At 37.0% G+C, this 17,518-nt stretch carries 11 protein-coding genes; all 11 read left to right on the top strand.

The features are described 5' to 3' along the window. Positions 1-23 precede the first annotated feature (23 nt). Genes DBO93_RS17510 through DBO93_RS17460 form a run of 11 tightly spaced genes read left to right on the top strand, consistent with a single transcriptional unit; the run spans position 24 to position 17,478 of the window. A complete protein-coding gene (locus DBO93_RS17510) occupies positions 24-1,415 on the top strand; it encodes a hypothetical protein (RefSeq protein WP_108457477.1) in 1,392 nt (463 codons plus the stop codon). Continuing rightward, complete coding sequence (locus DBO93_RS17505; protein ID WP_108457476.1) at positions 1,408-1,941, top strand: hypothetical protein; 534 nt, start codon at positions 1,408-1,410, stop codon at positions 1,939-1,941. Before DBO93_RS17510 ends, DBO93_RS17505 begins: the two co-directional genes overlap by 8 nt. Next, a complete protein-coding gene (locus tag DBO93_RS17500) occupies positions 1,941-2,885 on the top strand; it encodes a type II secretion system protein (RefSeq protein ID WP_108457475.1) in 945 nt (314 codons plus the stop codon). The genes DBO93_RS17505 and DBO93_RS17500 overlap by 1 nt, the downstream gene beginning before the upstream one ends. Continuing rightward, a complete protein-coding gene (locus tag DBO93_RS17495) occupies positions 2,882-4,243 on the top strand; it encodes a prepilin-type N-terminal cleavage/methylation domain-containing protein (RefSeq protein ID WP_162533824.1) in 1,362 nt (453 codons plus the stop codon). Before DBO93_RS17500 ends, DBO93_RS17495 begins: the two co-directional genes overlap by 4 nt. After that, positions 4,243-5,625, top strand: coding sequence for a type II secretion system protein (locus DBO93_RS17490; protein ID WP_108457473.1), 1,383 nt, complete (start codon positions 4,243-4,245; stop codon positions 5,623-5,625). Before DBO93_RS17495 ends, DBO93_RS17490 begins: the two co-directional genes overlap by 1 nt. After that, positions 5,610-10,496 carry a hypothetical protein gene (locus DBO93_RS17485; RefSeq protein WP_108457472.1) on the top strand — a complete coding sequence of 1,629 codons (4,887 nt, stop codon included), beginning with the start codon at positions 5,610-5,612 and terminating at the stop codon, positions 10,494-10,496. Before DBO93_RS17490 ends, DBO93_RS17485 begins: the two co-directional genes overlap by 16 nt. Positions 10,497-10,541: 45 nt before the next feature. Beyond that, entirely contained in the window at positions 10,542-12,227 is a 1,686-nt protein-coding gene (gene mshL / locus DBO93_RS17480) for a pilus (MSHA type) biogenesis protein MshL (RefSeq protein ID WP_162533823.1), read from the top strand. A 4-nt stretch (positions 12,228-12,231) separates the two neighbouring features. Then, on the top strand, positions 12,232-13,170 hold the full coding sequence (locus DBO93_RS17475) for a hypothetical protein (protein ID WP_108457470.1): 939 nt from the start codon (positions 12,232-12,234) through the stop codon (positions 13,168-13,170). Beyond that, positions 13,170-14,654, top strand: coding sequence for an ExeA family protein (locus DBO93_RS17470; protein WP_108457469.1), 1,485 nt, complete (start codon positions 13,170-13,172; stop codon positions 14,652-14,654). The genes DBO93_RS17475 and DBO93_RS17470 overlap by 1 nt, the downstream gene beginning before the upstream one ends. Beyond that, a complete protein-coding gene (locus DBO93_RS17465) occupies positions 14,647-16,287 on the top strand; it encodes a GspE/PulE family protein (protein WP_108457468.1) in 1,641 nt (546 codons plus the stop codon). The genes DBO93_RS17470 and DBO93_RS17465 overlap by 8 nt, the downstream gene beginning before the upstream one ends. Before the next feature lie 12 nt (positions 16,288-16,299). Next, a complete protein-coding gene (locus DBO93_RS17460) occupies positions 16,300-17,478 on the top strand; it encodes a type II secretion system F family protein (RefSeq protein WP_108457467.1) in 1,179 nt (392 codons plus the stop codon). Positions 17,479-17,518 lie beyond the last annotated feature (40 nt).

Here is a 17,518-nt window from a genome sequence, read left to right as displayed (position 1 = left end):
ATTCTAAGTTAGGAGCGCTTTAAATGAAAAAATATTTGATTGAAATTTGTGGCAAAAAATATATTGGATTTGATCAACAATGGCAGCAAATTGAAACAGATGTATTTTCTGCGGCTAACAGTAATTATTTAAATAATGAAGATTTTTATTTAGTCACTGATTTTAATTATCCTATTAATAGTCGTGAAATACAGGGAGACATTAAATATAGTGACGTGCTCCTTGCTAAACAGCTAAGAGATGAGGGGGAAGTCGTTGGTAGCGTGCAAATTGTTACCTCTGAAAAATATCGACTCAACACACAAACAAATTTTTTGTTTTATCAATCAGTACCTTTAGCCGATTATAATAAATATATTAATATTGCCAATAATACGCTTAGTCACCGTTTACTTGTTCCTTACGCCAAAATTTTCCCTTCTTTGATAAGAAATCATGGCGATAAAGTTGGCTGTGGGGTTGTGCTAATAAATAAAGGCGAAGAGTTTGATTTAGTTATTTACAACAATGGAAAAATTATTGCGAGTAAAAATATTCGTGTTTATGAAAATGAACTAGACGATGAAGCACTCATACATAATTTATCCGACGCTATATCGAGAGTGGCGGCCAGTACTCAAGCTAAAATAACAAGTTTTTTAGCATTTGATTGGATACGTGAAACCGCAGAGTCTCCCAAGTGGCAACAAGCGCTTGCTGAAAAGCTTAATCTAAAAGTGCTTCCTGTAAACACTAAAGAAATATATATCGATGGTGTTAAACAATATAGTACGTTAATTGATTATATAGATGATATGACGGTTTCAAGCAGTATATCGTCGTCTGAAGAACGTTATAACTACATGTTAGAACAAGCATTACCTGTGGTTGCTATGATTATGTTAGTTGTTAACCTGTGGTTCGGATATGACTACTGGCAAACACAAAAATCTATTTCATATAATCGTTTTGAAGTCGCCAATGTTGTGCAGGAACTTGAAGATGCGCGTCGACGTGATAAAGCTAGGCCCGACATTATTGCCAACGAAGAGCTCATTAAAGAATATCAGTTAATACGTGGCGATATTAATATTGTAAGTTTTGAACAAGTGCTTGAAAAATTGGCATTAGCGAACCCCAGTTCAGGGGATGTTTATATCGAATCAATACTGGTTACTTACCCAAATAAATCTCCTATATCCGCTGGAAATTCTACTAGAAATAGCCGAAACAATAAAAACACACAAAAACTATCAGATAGAATTGTAATTCAAGTAGCCGGTGAAATAGTTGCATCAGAAATTGATCACGAAATTGTATTCAATGACTATATTCAAAATTTAAACAATCAAAATTTAGCGGTAACCGATAGCTTACTTGGTGGTGATTCAGCCAACTTTTTTGCTATGGATATAGAGGTGCTTTCTAATGAATAAAAATAAAACAGGCTTTGTTTTTACTGGGATAGCAATTAGCTCAATTTTAGTTTCAGCATACATTACAACATTAAAACACATGAATGTATCGCCTACAGATTTATCGGCTTTTAGTAGTTTACGTATCAAAAAAGTAAGCACTAAAGAAATATCGACCGTAAAAAAGTATATCAAAGAAATAGAAGCGTTAAGTTTCGCAAGTAACAAAGATAATAGTGGGCATTATATATCTTTGTTTAAAGATAAAAGCTTAGCTAAACAGCAAGCGGAACAAAAATTAACGCAATATCATGTCGGTATGATCTATCAAACAAATCAAGGAAGCATTGTCAGTATTGATAATAAATTATATCGACCCAACGATCGTTTAGTTAATGGCGGCACTCTGGTCGCAATAAAAGACGACCACGTGGTAATTGACCACAATAACGCCAAAAGAAAAATTGCTATTCATCGTGCCAACGCCGATATTAAAAGTGCAAGTTTTGATGAGTTTTCAGTAGCAGATGAGCCACCAGAAAATTAATGAAAAGTATTATCATTATAAAAGGTAATCAACGAGGAATGACATTGATAGAGCTCAGTGTCGTGCTTGTTATTATCGGTGTTTTACTTGGCTCTGGCATGAGCTTACTTGAAAATGTAAGTTCATCAGTTAAACGTGAACAAACACATAAAAATTTAATGCTAATACAGCAACTATTGACTTCCATGTTAGCCGACAAAAGTACGCTCCCATGTCCTGATTTAAAAGGTAATGGCTTAGAAAGTGTCTATACTCCCACGAGTGAAAATCGCGCGAGTGACATCAAGGTTAGAAATATTATTGATGTAACTTTTGAAACTGTTGGTGGTGTTAAAGGTCAACGAGTGCAGGTAGTAAAATCATCAGAGCAAAATCAGGATGCAATTCAAGGCACAAAATATTGCACTTTATTATCTGGTAATGGATCTGAAAAATTTATCAGTAAAATACCTTGGAAAAGTATTTCCCTTGATAACGACCACAAATTTTCAGCAGCATTCACTAGAGAAAAAACTGCCCAGCTAACTTATGTATTGCAACCTCAATTAATATATAACTTGCAAGTAGACTCGCCAAATAACGCAATTCTAGTAAACAACGCTAATGGCATCTTCACCTCTCATAAACAATGGTTATGTAGCGTACTTAAAAAAACAATAGTTGATATAGAAACGGACAATATAGGTAATTTGCCGATCCTAAAGTATGCACAGACAGGTAATAAAGGAATAGACCAAAATAAATATGCAATTCCTGCATTTGTGTTGATTGATGCAATGGACGACTACAACCAAGATGGCGACCCGCTTGACGGCGCAAATGTAAATGTAAATGATGCATCTATAGAAATTGAATCGCCACTAAAAATGCCTGGTGAAGAATATGACGATGTTGTGGTAAGTTCTTCTATAGCTGAAATAGTTGCTAAGTTATGTGTAGCTTGAGTAAGTCAATAATCGCTAAGCAAGGGGTATTGACTCACAAAGTGAATAATCGTGGTTTCGCCATTATTGAATTGGTCGTCGCTATGTTGATATTGGGTGTGATGATTGGCGGAATATCATCATTAATTCGTCAACAAGACACCGGAATATTACAACAAGACGTTCACCCGATCATTCCAAAAGTGACTAAAGCAATAGCGAGTTATGTTATTAAAAATGGCCAATTCCCACCATGTGACAAAAATACAGAGTGTACATTAAAACCTATTCTCATTGGCTTGAATGAAAATCGGCACACTATAAGCTATCAATTAGATAAATCATTACCTGATGTCTTTCCAGATGACTTACCAGATGAACCCGATTTATCATCGGTAGATTTAGATATAACTGAGCCGAAATTTACGGCAATAGTGACACGTCAATCAAAGCTGTATTCCCCTATTACCCAATATTGCTGGCAATTATTGAGTTCTGTTCCTGATACTGATACCAATAGCACTAATGCGTATGAAATAAAGGTCAGCGATACCGAAGACCTTAATCGAATATTTACCGCCAGTGTTGCTAAATCGACGTTTGCTGAACAACTTTCATGTACGCAACGTTTGCAAGCACTTAATGGCGGTGAATATCAGCTTGCAGCCCTAATGATTGCAAAGGCACATAATAAACAACTAATAGACATATTAGCCTTGCGTAAAGAAACGGCAAAAGCAGCGACTGTTTTAGTGGTGACCGATTTAAAAACAAACGTAATGGATATGGCAAATGCAGCTAAAGCTATCAAAGATATTAAAGGACCTAAAACTGACATGTACAGTGGCCCTGCAAAGGTCATTGCTTATGGTGCGGGTATTGCAGAAACTGTGCAAAAACTAACGCAATTAGGCGTTACATTAGCGAACATTATTTTACTATTAGATGGCGGTCCAGGACTAATGGAACTTAAAGGTCAGTATTGTTACGACCACTTCATGAAAGACCAAAACAGCATAGATGCGATCATACAAAGCACCAACACAATTTTAGAAACAGTCGTTACAACAATCAGCGACGCTACCGGTGGCTGTTTACCTAAAAGTGGAAGTCTTGAAGGCGTTACTTTGTCTAAAGAGTGCCTTACTGCCTTAGTAGATGGCGCTACAGGTACAGTTAAAAGTAACCTCCCAACACAGGAAATGATTGAAGATTTACTCGCGTGTGACACATATGACTGGCTAATTGATGGTGACAGCACACCGGCAGAGCTATATAAAATTGCCCAGCCGGCGCATGAAATGCAAGCGAATCAAACAATATATTTGGAGTTTCTAAAAGCTCATTTAGAAACGATTTTATCACCGGAGAGCAAGTAATGTTAAGGCTATCATCTCAAAAAGGTTTTTCGTTAATCGAGGTAGCCGTTGCCATTACATTACTTGGCATTATCATTGGTTCGTTAAGTTCAATTGCAAGCATGTATTTACCTTATAAACGTATTGCTGATACTAAAACGCAGTTATCTATAGCCAAACAGGCATTAACAAGCTACATCAAGCTAAACGGGCGTATACCATGCCCATTAGACGAAAGTGGGACTGAAATTAGTTGTCGTAACGGTGCTTTTACGGGTAATTTACCTGCTAAAATACTTGGCTTGAATACGCCGTTTCTAGACGGCTGGGGCCGGCCATTTTTTTATGCCATTAACCCTAGAGTAAGTACAAACTACAAGACTTTCTCTGATTTTATTGGTGATCAAAATAACGAAATAAAAGGTAATCAATATTTATTCTGTCGTGACATGGCGATTAACGCCCAATTTGTTCATCAATACAGCAATTCAATTGGTGCTTTTAATAAAGTGCTCGATGATCCCGATTTTATTTACAGCCACGAACTTGCCTATACACTAATCAGTGGTGGCCCAAACAATATAAGTGAGCAGTCAACCGCCGGAGTAGTCAGTCTTTCGAAAGAAGTTGAAGGTTACGGAAATATAGATGTTTATGCTGACGACTCGGATAGTGAATCATGGAATAACTCCAGCCAGTCGGTATTTAAGGTGAATTTACATCGCCAAACACGGCAATCAAAATCAAGCTCTATCCACAACTTATCGCAGCAATGTTTAGCACAAGGTAATAGTGACAATGAATTATCATCTGATAATAATGAACCCTTGCCTGTTGCAAAAAGCGCTATCGTCAATGCTGACGATATTTATTACTCCCAAAGTTTAATTGGTTTAATCAGTAAATTAAATTGTCCGGCAATAATAACAGGTATTAATGCGATGGAAACGCAAACACAAATCTCAGCAAAAATTAGAGACGTAACCGCATGGCAAGATGACTATTATGACCTATTTACTAAATTTTTAACGGCGAAAAATTTAAACATAACAGCTGCGGAAAAAAAACTTTGGGAAATGCGAACAAAAGCCCTTGCCGACTTATTGAGTGCTACAGCAGGTATAGCAGAGGCAAATTCTGCCGTAGTGAAGGCGGCATTAGAAGTAATTAAAACGATTAAAAATTTAAAAACTGAAATGAAAAAAGCGTCAGATGAATATAAAGCTGCGAGTAAAAAACTAGCGGAGGCTCAAGCAGGGATAGATGAAAAATTTATCATGATTAAAAATGTTAATTATCAACAACGTAACTTTTGTAATTATTCAAAGAATGAAGTAAAAAAATATTCAGAAGCAGAGCAAGAAAGTGGCACAAATGAGGTAGATTTATGCGCATCATGGTAAACACCTCAAAAGGGTTATCTTCAATTCCGGTATTAATTGTTTTAACAATAATGTCATTAAGTGCAATATACCTTGTTCATAATAAAATATCGCAACTTAACATTGTTCTTAATGAAACAGAACAAGAAGAATTGTCTGAAGTAGAACATGCTATTATCGGTATGAGCTTTGTTTCCGGTTCGTTACCCTGCGAGATCACGGCCAGTAATACAGGGAGTAATGCCAACGGTAAAGGCGATTGTAACTCTGTTAATACTTCAGCTGGACAGTTGCCTTATCGGCCATTAGGTCTTAGCAAATTAACCACTGCGCAATACGACTATCAACCATTTAAAGTTGCTAAAACTTCAGCCAATGCAACCACTACAAAAGCAATTGAAAGCTCAATGGTGGGTGATAAGTTACGCTCACACGGGTTAATTGTTTCTAAAAATGCCAAAGTTGCCCTTGCTGAATTTCAAAACCTAAATCCATTAGCGCAACTAGCCTCAGCCAGTGCTTCAAACCCTGCGATAGATCACGTTTTAGAGCAACTTGCCGACTATTGGCTGAACATTATTAAGAAAACCCCTGGTGCTGCGCCTAGACGTAGTGATGACTTTCCAAGTGGGATTACAGAACAAGACATACTTTATACTGTCCCATATACAACAGTAGCATCGGGTGCGCCTGAGGCCAAAACGATAGATTCAGAGATATCAGAGAAAAAAGTTACCTTTCATAAAAGCTTATCAGGTATTAACGGAGACAACTTTTACATTGATAGTTTGAAAGCTCTGGTTGAGCACGTAAGTACGCTTTCGAGCATACTCAAAAATAACTCTTTATATACAGACTTAACACGTTCAGACTTTCCACCGGTTACTTTATCAACAGGAATGTATTCGCCGCTATTATTTAACCCGTCTGAAAACGATAAATCTATTAACGACTCAGCTAATAGTACAGTCAAATGGCGAAAGACAATGATGAATCGTTATCCAAATGGTTACATTGGCGAAGACGCTGTTGCAGGGCCAATTGGCCGCATAAAAAACTTAGCCGGTGCTTTAGCAACATTTAAAGTTTCTTATAGCAGTTGGCGAGAGAGCAAAGCGCCAATTGTAGACTTGCAGGAAATAAAAACAGAGCTTGAAACGATTATAATAAGCGGTGGTGCAATGTGCCTAGTTAATGAAGACGGCGCAGATGAAGTTACAACAGATGAAGAAGCTGGTGGTGAAGAAAGCCTTAACTTTGACGAAATTAAACAATCGGTTAACAACGCAACCGAGAAAATTAATACACAGCTTAACGCTTGGGGAAATAGAAATAATACCATCAGTTGGCCAACTCAAGAGTACTGGCCATACATGCAAAGTATTACGATAGAACCTTATACTGCTGCCGTTCCTGAAAATGAAAAGCCAAATGTCGGCTATTTATATAACATTAACGAAGGCTATATTGAGCCTGAATCTGCTGACCTTGCTTATAAATTGAGTCGACTTACGCGGTATTCCTCTGAAGAAAAACGTGTTTTGCAAAACGGTAACTTGCAAGTAAATTATCGAAACGCTCTTAAGAATAAAAATGATTTAGAAAATTTAGATGATTTTGGTCGTGTCATTGAGGCTGTAATGGGGAATCATTCTGAAATTGATCCCGACACTACACTAGGCATATATTACCAACAAGTGAGTAAACAACTTGATGACGCAAAAAATCGTACGAAACAATTAGAAAGGCAATGGAAATTAGCACTTAAACAAGTGAATAAAAATGGCAGCTTTATCCAACAAATACTACAACAAGACAGTGGCGACACTAGCGGAATTATCAAACAAGAATTTTATAGTCGGGACAAATATACCAAAGGTCAATATCAGCACGCCAATGTAACGACTCACGCCGCTAAAAAGGCTTGGCCTTTTATTCCAATGCTGGAAAAAAATGTTGATGACCATATTGATCAACGCAATAAGCTTCGCGATGCTGCAAGCTATAAACTTAACCTAAAGAAACCATCTGAATTTGAAGCTCCTAAAGCGTTAGATGATGCTCATGCGGGTCGTTATTTTACTAATGATAGTAATAAGGGGCATTGCGAAATTAGCCCGTATTACTGGGATGAACCAAATGAAATTACTATCTATTTCCCAAGAAAAATAATAAGTAGGCAAAGGGAGCTAAAATTCAAAGGAGAATTACTTCCTGACTATTTACAATACCTCTACGGGAAAGACAAGTTAGGGACTAAAGGAATAGAAACAATTATTAGACAAAAGCTACCAATAAACTGGCTTAGCCAATCAATGGCCAGAGGAGACGACGAAAGACAACTCATTTTGCCAATTAATGTGAAAGGACCAGAAGGACAGCTGTTTGAATTTTACAATGATAACTCATTATATCACTTTAGAAGTAATGTAACTAAGGTGTGCAAAGGCATCACGACAATTATTAATCATGCCAAAGTACGCTTTGATGGCACAGAATATTCTGAAGATTACCCAAGCTTGAAGTCTAATAAAGCAGGCGCTTTATTCTCAAAAGACAGTGAATTACCTTATCATTGGGGAGAAATCGGTGACCAAGGAGATACTTATTGTGACAATACTAACTACGGTGAAATATTTACACCAAAAGACAGATATATTGAAATGTCCGGCGAAGATCCCGATGAAAAATTTTCCTCATATGCAGAGCACTACTTGACGAGAAGTGGAGAATTTGACAAAGGAAAAGTAGCAGATAATCAACAATACACTGTTGATATATGTGTAGGTCATGCCACGAATATATACAAAAACTATTCAGACAATTTATCTAAAAATCCATTAAAGTCAGAGACAGAAATTAATGCCGAGTGTGAACAATATAAAGATGAAAAAGATGTTGAACAATGTAAGAGCCAAGCAAAAGAAACCAATGAAAGAGATGCTTTTACAAAAGCCAATAGCGAATATAATGCAGAGCTAGAGACACCCTTAACGTATGCATTTACCTTAGATAAATATAAAGCATTAAGTGGTGATGATGATTCAGAAACAGCATTGGCAGTATGCGAAGAAAAACTTGCGTCTGAGGATGATGCAAGTCTTGGCGCTTTAACCATCAGTAGTACGAGCGATATTTTTCTTCAACCGGAAGACGTTGAAGAATACAACACGGCTATGAAATGGAGCATTGATAACATTACGGCTATTCCATTTACTAATAAAGGTAAAGGGAAATGGGATAAAGCTATTACCTCATGTGAGGAAGATGTAAACAAATATGGCTGGATAGTTTGGCAGGGCCGTAAAACGCAATATTTGGCCTATTTATGGCGTACCATTTTTGCACCCGACTTTCAAACCATTGCGCCTGAAGAGGTAGAGAAGAACAAAAATATTCCATCTGATATTGCACGTTTTGAATCGCCAAAAGTTGATGATAGCGAGGCAGTAAAAAAAGAAAAAGCTGCCCCGATAGATTTTTATAAAAACTTAGAAGGCCGCTATTTTTATCATTCATTTCCTGTCAATAAAACACTAACAGCTTATCGCCATCTTTTATGGCAATTAGGTGATGCAGAAGGTGCAGCTTCTAATCTCGAGACTGTATGTACTAGCTTTAATGAAGCAAAAGGTAATGCCAATGCTGTCTTACCTTTTGAATTAAAAGATAGAGCGGCACTAGCAAACTTTGACAAAGATTTTTGTAAGAATAGTGCGCAAGCCGCACAGACAGACGTTATTACAAAGGTTAAAGGATTTTGCTCTGGTAATAAAGAGGGATGTAACCAAGATAATGTTGTTTCAGTGGTTATAGGAAAAGGACCTAAAGCAGAGGAAGAAAAATACGTAAAAGCCTCTGTTATTATACCGTCACAATGTAACTCAATAGTACATAAAAACGTAGATAATAAAAAACCAGATAATAAAAAACCAGATAATAATATTTGCAAGACAAATAGTGAAACGGATTGTATACCCGCTAGCTGTACGGTAGAAGCCGAAATGTTAGCCATTGATCACTACGTTAACACTAAGCTGATGGAATATAGAACGATAGATGACGAATTAGCCATCGAACTTCCTGATACTGATAGTTTTGTTGGGCTAAGCGATCTTTGTTATCAACTTGATGAATATGGTAAGAATAATAGCAGTGCAATTACACAAGCAGGCGGCTTTACTAAAACCGCATTACCCATGCTTAGTCAGCATAACTTGAATTTACCTTTACCTTATTTGCTTGTTAATCGTGGTGAAAATAAAAAAAATGATACCTTTAAAAGCGATTCGGTTATTAAGGAGTTAAACGCTAAAGGTGACGATAAATTTCTCCCTATGTTGCCTCAATCTCTTTATATTAAATTAGGTTGCCCGGCTTTATTGTCAAATTATACCGATTACAGTCAGCTGATTGATTTAGCCAATACCCACTACGCTAGAATGCAAACTTTAATAGAGTTGACTACCTTGTACACGGCAACTTCAAAGTCCGCGTTAGCGTCAAAAACGGCAACTGCGGTTGCAGAAACTCTAAGAGCAACAGCAGATGTTACGCAAGCGATAACAAATTTTGTGTCCGCGTTTTCAACATTTCCAGCGGTGCAAGTGAATATGCTCGTTGCAGGGGGGCTTCGAACTGCAGCAGCGAGTTTACGCTTTATCAATATAAGTATTGCGTGGAAACAAATTATAGAAGGTTTTATTGCTTTAGAAGGTGTTAAGCAAATGGAAAAAGACGCTAAAGCGTTAGCTAATAAAAGTAACGTAGAAAATGTGCCGCAAGGTACTAAGTTTTCTCAAGCTTATTCGGTAACACAGCAGGCAGTGACCATGGATAGAAGAACAGGTGTTATTTCAACGAAACAGTTGGCATCTGAAGGGTATTTTTAAGTGAACTATTACGAGCAGAATAAAATTAATAATAAGGGTAATATTATGAAGAATTATAAAATTTCAGCATTGGCTGCTATTAGCATACTGGTGTCTGCTTGTGCGTCATCACCTAATCAAGATCTAAATGAGAGTTTTACTGATAAGAGTAAAAACTTAGAAGATAAGATCCTAGCTAAATCAAAACGATCTCATGACAGAAATAAACTTCTGCGTGAGAAATTAGAAACAATACAAAAACAACAATTTGAAGCGCAACCCGTTGCGCCTATTTATGATCCCCTTGATGATATTAATGTCAACCTTGTCGTTGAAAACGAAGACCTGCATGTAATTCTTAAAGCGATAGCCGCACAAACAGAAATGAACTTACTTATTCATCCAACAATTGCGGCAGGTGCTTATAAAGTTACCGTTGATTTTAGAAACATGCCAGCATCGTCTGTGCTTAAACATTTATTTAATTTAACTGACTTAAACGGTGAAGTTAAAGATAATTTCATTAGTTTAAAGCCGATGCAAGAAGAAATATTTTACATGAGCTTTATGGAGTCTGAAATTCAAAGTTCATTTTCTGCCGGTGGCGATGTGCTTGGTGGTGCAGGGGCTGAAGGGGGTTCTTCTGGCGGGCAAGTTAAGGGCGAGTTTACTGTAAGTGGCACAGAAATCCCAAATAATAACCCTTATGAAGTACTTGACGAAATGCTATCTTCAATTGTCGGCGCAAGTGCTGGTGGTGGGTATGGCGACAATGTTTCTGGCGCGTCAGACTTTTCAGAAGTTGGTGAGCTATCTGTTTTAGGTGCAGCAATTCGAGGTGACTCTCAAAGTTATACGCTTAATAGATTAACCGGTAGCTTATTTGTGCGAGCACGCCCATCAGTAATGCGTACCGTGAGAAAAATGGTAACAGATTACGAGCAAGCCTTGAGTAAACAAGTATTAATAGAAGCACAAATTATTGAAGTTGAATTAAGTGATGACTATCAATACGGTATAGAGTGGCAAACGCTGCGCAGCAATATAGCTTATACTTTTAATTCTGGTGTTGAATCAGTGACGGGTGTTAGCAGAGCTTTTGGTTCTTTAGATCAAGGATCGCCAGCCACAGTAACAATTCCTGAGTACTCTTCTTCGCCATCGAATGCTGCGAGTATTTACTGGGGCGATGATAATGCTTCAGCTGCATTGACGATGATCCAAGAATTCGGTGACGTATCTGTTCTATCAAACCCAACTATTCGCAGTAAGCATGGTTTACCTTCAATGATTAGTATAGGTACAAGTTCTACTTATATATCAGACACTAAGGTGACAAATAATAACTCGTCAGGTGCAACTGTTACTACGCAAGAAGTGCAAACTAAGAATGTATTTGATGGTTTAATGTTAGGTGTTGTACCTTTTGTTAGTCGCAATAATGATATCACTTTGTCTGTTCACCCTGTGCAATCTAAAGTCAATCCATTAAGTCTACAATTGCAAAAGGTAGGCCAGGATACCGAAATATCATTACCTGTAGTGCAACTTAAGTCTATCGTGTCTCAATTAAAGCTTAGAGATGGTGATGTAGTGATTATAGGTGGATTAATAGATCAGCAAGATTTTGTTCAAGAAGAAGAGGTTCCATGGTTTGGTCGTTTGCCTGTACTAGGCAATTTATTTAAGAAAAAAACAGACTCTGAAGCGGTTAAAGAATTGGTTATTATTATTAAAGTGACGCTCGTTTAATAATATGAGTTTAGTTTATCGCTCGCTGAGTGAAATGAGAAAAACACCTAACCCAGAGGTTGAAGCTATAGTCGCTTCAGCCTCAGCTGCTGCGCCTGCATTTAGGTGGAAGTCGCTTTTAAAATTAGGATTAGCGTGCGGTATTATCTATGGTGCTTTTTATATTGCAATGCCAGCAGTAAATGTTGCTCATTCACCAGAACTTGTACAGCAAAAAGTTGAACCAGCGGAGGCATTAACTCTTAAAAACGCACCAGTTGCTTTACCGGTAAAGGCTCCGGTGATAGTAAAGCGTGAAACTGATGATTATCAGTTGGAACTTAGTCAAGACAAAGCAGTAGAAATAATTGCGTTTAAAAACGAAATTACCCCAACAAAAGAAAAGTCAGCAGCAAAGCAAATTAACACTTTGACTATGAATGAAAATATAGCGGTAGAGCAGAAAAAAATAACGCATAAAGCCATTGAAGAAAATTTTCAGCTAAATACCAAACCTTTATTACCAGCATTGATATCTACAGCAGACAAAGTTGAAAAGTTTAATGCCAAACGGCTTAAAGTGACAAAGCTTAAAAAACTAGAAAGTAGCTTTTATCAAGCGTTATCGCTTAATAATAATGAAGGCGCGAGCCAATTGTTGGATGATTTTGGCGTGATATCGACTTATGAAAGTTTGCATTATAAGAAGCTGCAATCATTTTTATTGATGCATGAAAAGCGTTGGGCTGAAGCTGCAATAATATTAGGGCAACTAACTGCGATAAATAAAAATGATAATGACAGTTTATTTAACTTAACAGTATGTTTGTTTAATCAGCATTTATATAAGCAGGCACGTATTGGGTTAGATGAATTAAGTATGCGAGGCGTTTATCAAGAAGTAGTCAGTAAAATGCTTAATGATATTGCGAAACGAACTAGCCAACAAGCGCGAGGTTTTTAATGTTTGAACCTTGCCCATATCACTACTTAGGATTTAATCGTTCACCATTTCCATCGACCCCAGATGCAGAACATTATTTACTTACGGAAAAAACGTCGACTATTTTGATTGAGCTTTTAAATGTCGTGCAACATAACAAAGGTATTGCGCTAATTATTGGTGATGTGGGATTAGGCAAAACAACCTTTATTCGGTATTTTTTATCTCATTTAAGTGAGACCCAATACGTTACGTCACTTATTTTAAATTCTTACCTGCAAGATGAAGCTCTTCTGGATGGAATTTTAAAAGATTTTGAGGTTGATGTTTCAGGTTGTAGTGCCAAAAATTTAACAAATTTTGAAGAAAAACTAACTTTTTTTAATCAATGGTTATTAGCATGTTTTAGAGAAAAAAAACGCTGTGTTTTAATTATTGATGATGCTCAGAACCTGAGTGACTCATCATTGGAAATGCTAAGGTTACTAACTAATCTTGAAACGAATACAGAAAAATTGCTGCAAATAATCTTAATTGGTCAGCAAGAATTATTTGTGACTTTAAAGCAACCCAAGTTACGCCAATTATATTCTCGCATAGTTTATCAAGCGACGTTCAATCGAATTAGTTACGTTGAAGCACGTGCATATGTAGATAATAAATTGCTTATGCAGGCAAGAGACCCTAAGGCACAATTGTTAACAATAACACCAGCAGGGTTGTGGTGGCTTTTAAGGTCATCTAACTTTAACCCAAGAACTTTTAATATGTTATTAGATCGGGGTTTACATGCCTGTATTGTAAACAAAACTAACGTATTGGGAGTGCGCTGTGCTTATTTGATACTCAAGGATATGGCGTGGAAAAAAAGTAAGGTTAAAAAAACTTCATTCATTTGGATTACAATGTTTTTGGCATTGCTTAGTTATTTTATTTTAACAGATTTTTTCAGCCAAAATGTAAGCAGAAAATCACCTTCTCATCAATTGATGGAACATCAACCACTTGCCGTTGTTCAAGATATCCCAACACCTGTAATAGCACCTGTAAGGTTTAGCAATATTCAAAATTGGCTGAGCGAATACGGATACTTGGAAAATTTTACAGGGTTTGAGTCAGCGCTAATTAATTATGATGTTGAAACGATGGAAGCATTATTATCAGCATACGAAATTAAGATTAAAATCAGTAAGGAAAAGCCTAACCCATTACATGTTTTGAAAACATTCGACTTAAAAAATGACCAGTTTTTAATCTTATGGAAACCTGAATTATGGTTAGAGAAATACCACTATTTAGCGGAGTCTCAAAGCGTAAAATCGCTACAGATAGCACTAACGATAGTCGGTGTGTATAGCGATGCGATTGACGGAATCGTTGGTCGTCAAACCATGCAAGCACTGATGGCTTTTCAACTTAAACACAACTTACCCTCTACTGGCTTTCCAGATAGAAATACTTTATTCGCATTGCACATGACATTAAGAGGCCTGCAGCATGCTTGAACAATTAAATGAAATATTATTAAGTCGTCACTATGTGAGCCAAAAGCAATTAAATTTTGCTCAACATGAAAGTCATGTTACCAATAAGCCTATTGGCGAAGTTCTTGAAAAGCTAGGTATGTTAACCCGAAAGCAAGTTGCGGAATTGACCGCTGAGCTGGTCGGACTCGAGTACATTGACAGTGATAAAATACTGCCTTCTTTAGCGGCGCTAAAGCTTTTTAATTTTAACTTTTGTTCACGAAATAATTTTATTCCGATCGCCATAGATGGAAATGAAATTGTGTTAGCCAGCTCTGAAAAGAATGAAAATATTGTACGTGAAGCGGTCTCAAAGCAATCACACTTAAAAGTAAAACAATTTTATTCTGATGCTAAAGGGATTCAAAAAACTTTATACCATTACTACTTTTCGTTAGACAACCCCATAGAAGACGTTATCAGTCGTGAGGTTAATAATGTTTTGCAGGACGAAAATGCGGTAAGAACATTGGATGATTTACTTAGCCATATTATTCACCTTGCTGTTAAAAAACGTTGTACTGATATTCATGTGCGTCCAATGGATACTTCAATTAACGTAGCATTTCGAATAGATGGCGTTATGCATTCTATGTTCTCGTTAGATAAGCGATTACATCGATTGACAGCGACCATTAAATTACGCTCTTCTATGGATATTGCCGAATTTCGTTTACCACAAGATGGCGCTTTTGATGTAAAGCTTAATGAAGATGTTTTTGATATTCGTGTGTCGACAATTATTTGTTCTGAAGGTGAAAATGTTGTTATGCGTTTATTACCTCGTAACCATGAAGCAAAAGTGTTGCGAGATTTAGGTTATGAAGAAGAACATTTATCCATTATCAATCGCATATTTAAACATCCAGCCGGTATATTCTTAATTACAGGGCCTACTGGCTCAGGTAAAACAACCACGTTACACGCTGGATTGAGAAACGTCGATTTACTTGATAAAAACGTTTTAACGGTTGAGGACCCTATTGAATATCGTATACCTCTGGTTAGGCAGACACAGGTGAATAATGCCGCTGGTTATACGTTTTCAAGCGCTATAAGACATTTCTTACGTCATGATCCTGATGTGATTTTAGTTGGTGAAATTCGAGACGCTGAAACAGCGAAAACAGCTATTACAGCGGCAGAAACAGGTCACTTAGTGCTTTCTACTCTGCATACCAATAATGTCATGGGTATTGTTCCTCGCTTACTGTCTTTAGGTGTGCCTTTGCACATGATTACTGATTCATTGGTTGGGTGTATATCGCAAAGACTGATTAGAAGAGTGTGCGGTAGTTGTGCTGAGATGGTTAAACCCACAGCGGAAGATATGGAATATCTGGACATTGATGAAAATCGTTTGTTGAGAAAAGGTAAAGGCTGTGAACATTGCTCTGACACTGGGTTTATTGGTCGCGATACTTTATATGAAATATTACCTGTAAGCCCTGACTTTTTGGCTGCATATGAAACCAACTCAACAGTAGTTGAAATTCAAGAGAAAGCTTTGGCTGCTGGCATGGTAACGGCTTATGAAGTAGCTAAAAAGAAAGTGCTAGCCGGCAATACCAGTGTGTCAGAAGTTATTTATTTAGCGCCAAAACCGGAATAAAAAGGAAATATCATGGCATTGTTTAGATATAAAATATTAACAACAGCTGGTCAGGCAGAAGAAAATGTAACGGATATTCCTGTAGATACCCCCATTGCAGCACACGAATATTTAGAGCGTAATGGTTCAATGGTGATATCGGTTTCTTTGATTCCAGCGCTCTTAAAGCCGATATATTTGGTTAGAAATAGTTATTATAAAAGACAAATTAAACGTGGCGATATAGCAGAGTTTCTTCGAAACTTGGCCATTATGCTTAAATCAGGTGTTCCTATATTAGAGGCATTAACTGAGTCATCTGAAAACGGCTCAAATCCTTATTTATCTTTTGTAATTTTAGATATTAAAAGTGCGGTAGAGTCAGGGGTAAGTCTATCTGTTAGTATTGAGCGCCACATGGATATATTTCCTAAGACTGTGTTTTATATGGCTAAAGTTGGAGAGGAAACTGGTCGGTTAGATACTACGTTGATGGATGCTGCACAGCATTTAATTAAAATTGATAGAATATTTGTCGATATTAATAAAGCCTTAATGTATCCGTTATTTGTGTTAGTTTTCGCGCTGGGTGCTTGTTTTTTCTGGCTCCACTATACGGTGCCGAATATGATGGAGTTGTTTGTGGCTATGCAGGTTGAATTACCGGCAATTACAGTAGCTGTTTTAGATGCGTCTGAGATAATTACAACGCAGGGACCAACATATCTTGCCGGCTTTATTGTTGTTATATTGTGTATTGTACAAATGTATAAAAGAAGTGTTTTGTTTCAATATAAATGGGCTGCATTCGTTCTTAAAACCCCTGTTTTCGCTAATTTAATTATCCAATCTAACTTATCTTATATATTTGAGTATTTTGCTTTGTTGTCAAAGTCAGGTATTGATATTCGAAATTCGTTAGGTATTATTTCTGATGCGGTAAGTAATCCTATTTACAGTGAAAAAATGGGTAAAATTAAAGTTGGAATTGAGGCTGGTAATCGGCTTTCGACCCAATTTAAATCCGTTGGTGGTTTCCCTCCTGTTTTAATTAGAATGATTGCAACCGGTGAAAATAGTGGACGCTTGTCAGAGCAAATGGAATTTATTGCGAGTGATTATGCGACTAAATTACAAGATGCGATTGATAAATTTAAATTGATGATTGAACCGATGTCTGTAGTTTTTGTTGGGGCTTTATGTTGTTTATGATTGTGGCGTTGTTTTTACCTGTTTACGATTTAATTGGGAG

Origin of the sequence: Colwellia sp. Arc7-D (genome assembly GCF_003061515.1) — a bacterium.
Taxonomy (GTDB): Bacteria; Pseudomonadota; Gammaproteobacteria; order Enterobacterales; family Alteromonadaceae; genus Cognaticolwellia.
Note: the sequence above shows the minus strand (reverse complement) of the source record. Positions and strands in the feature narration are given on the sequence as shown.

Coding starts and splice junctions, on each gene's coding strand:
- DBO93_RS17475 (WP_108457470.1), top strand. CDS start 12,232: ATGAGTTTAGTTTATCGCTCGCTGAGTGAAATGAGAAAAACACCTAAC.
- mshL (WP_162533823.1), top strand. CDS start 10,542: ATGAAGAATTATAAAATTTCAGCATTGGCTGCTATTAGCATACTGGTG.
- DBO93_RS17500 (WP_108457475.1), top strand. CDS start 1,941: ATGAAAAGTATTATCATTATAAAAGGTAATCAACGAGGAATGACATTG.
- DBO93_RS17465 (WP_108457468.1), top strand. CDS start 14,647: ATGCTTGAACAATTAAATGAAATATTATTAAGTCGTCACTATGTGAGC.
- DBO93_RS17510 (WP_108457477.1), top strand. CDS start 24: ATGAAAAAATATTTGATTGAAATTTGTGGCAAAAAATATATTGGATTT.
- DBO93_RS17460 (WP_108457467.1), top strand. CDS start 16,300: ATGGCATTGTTTAGATATAAAATATTAACAACAGCTGGTCAGGCAGAA.
- DBO93_RS17490 (WP_108457473.1), top strand. CDS start 4,243: ATGTTAAGGCTATCATCTCAAAAAGGTTTTTCGTTAATCGAGGTAGCC.
- DBO93_RS17470 (WP_108457469.1), top strand. CDS start 13,170: ATGTTTGAACCTTGCCCATATCACTACTTAGGATTTAATCGTTCACCA.
- DBO93_RS17485 (WP_108457472.1), top strand. CDS start 5,610: ATGCGCATCATGGTAAACACCTCAAAAGGGTTATCTTCAATTCCGGTA.
- DBO93_RS17505 (WP_108457476.1), top strand. CDS start 1,408: ATGAATAAAAATAAAACAGGCTTTGTTTTTACTGGGATAGCAATTAGC.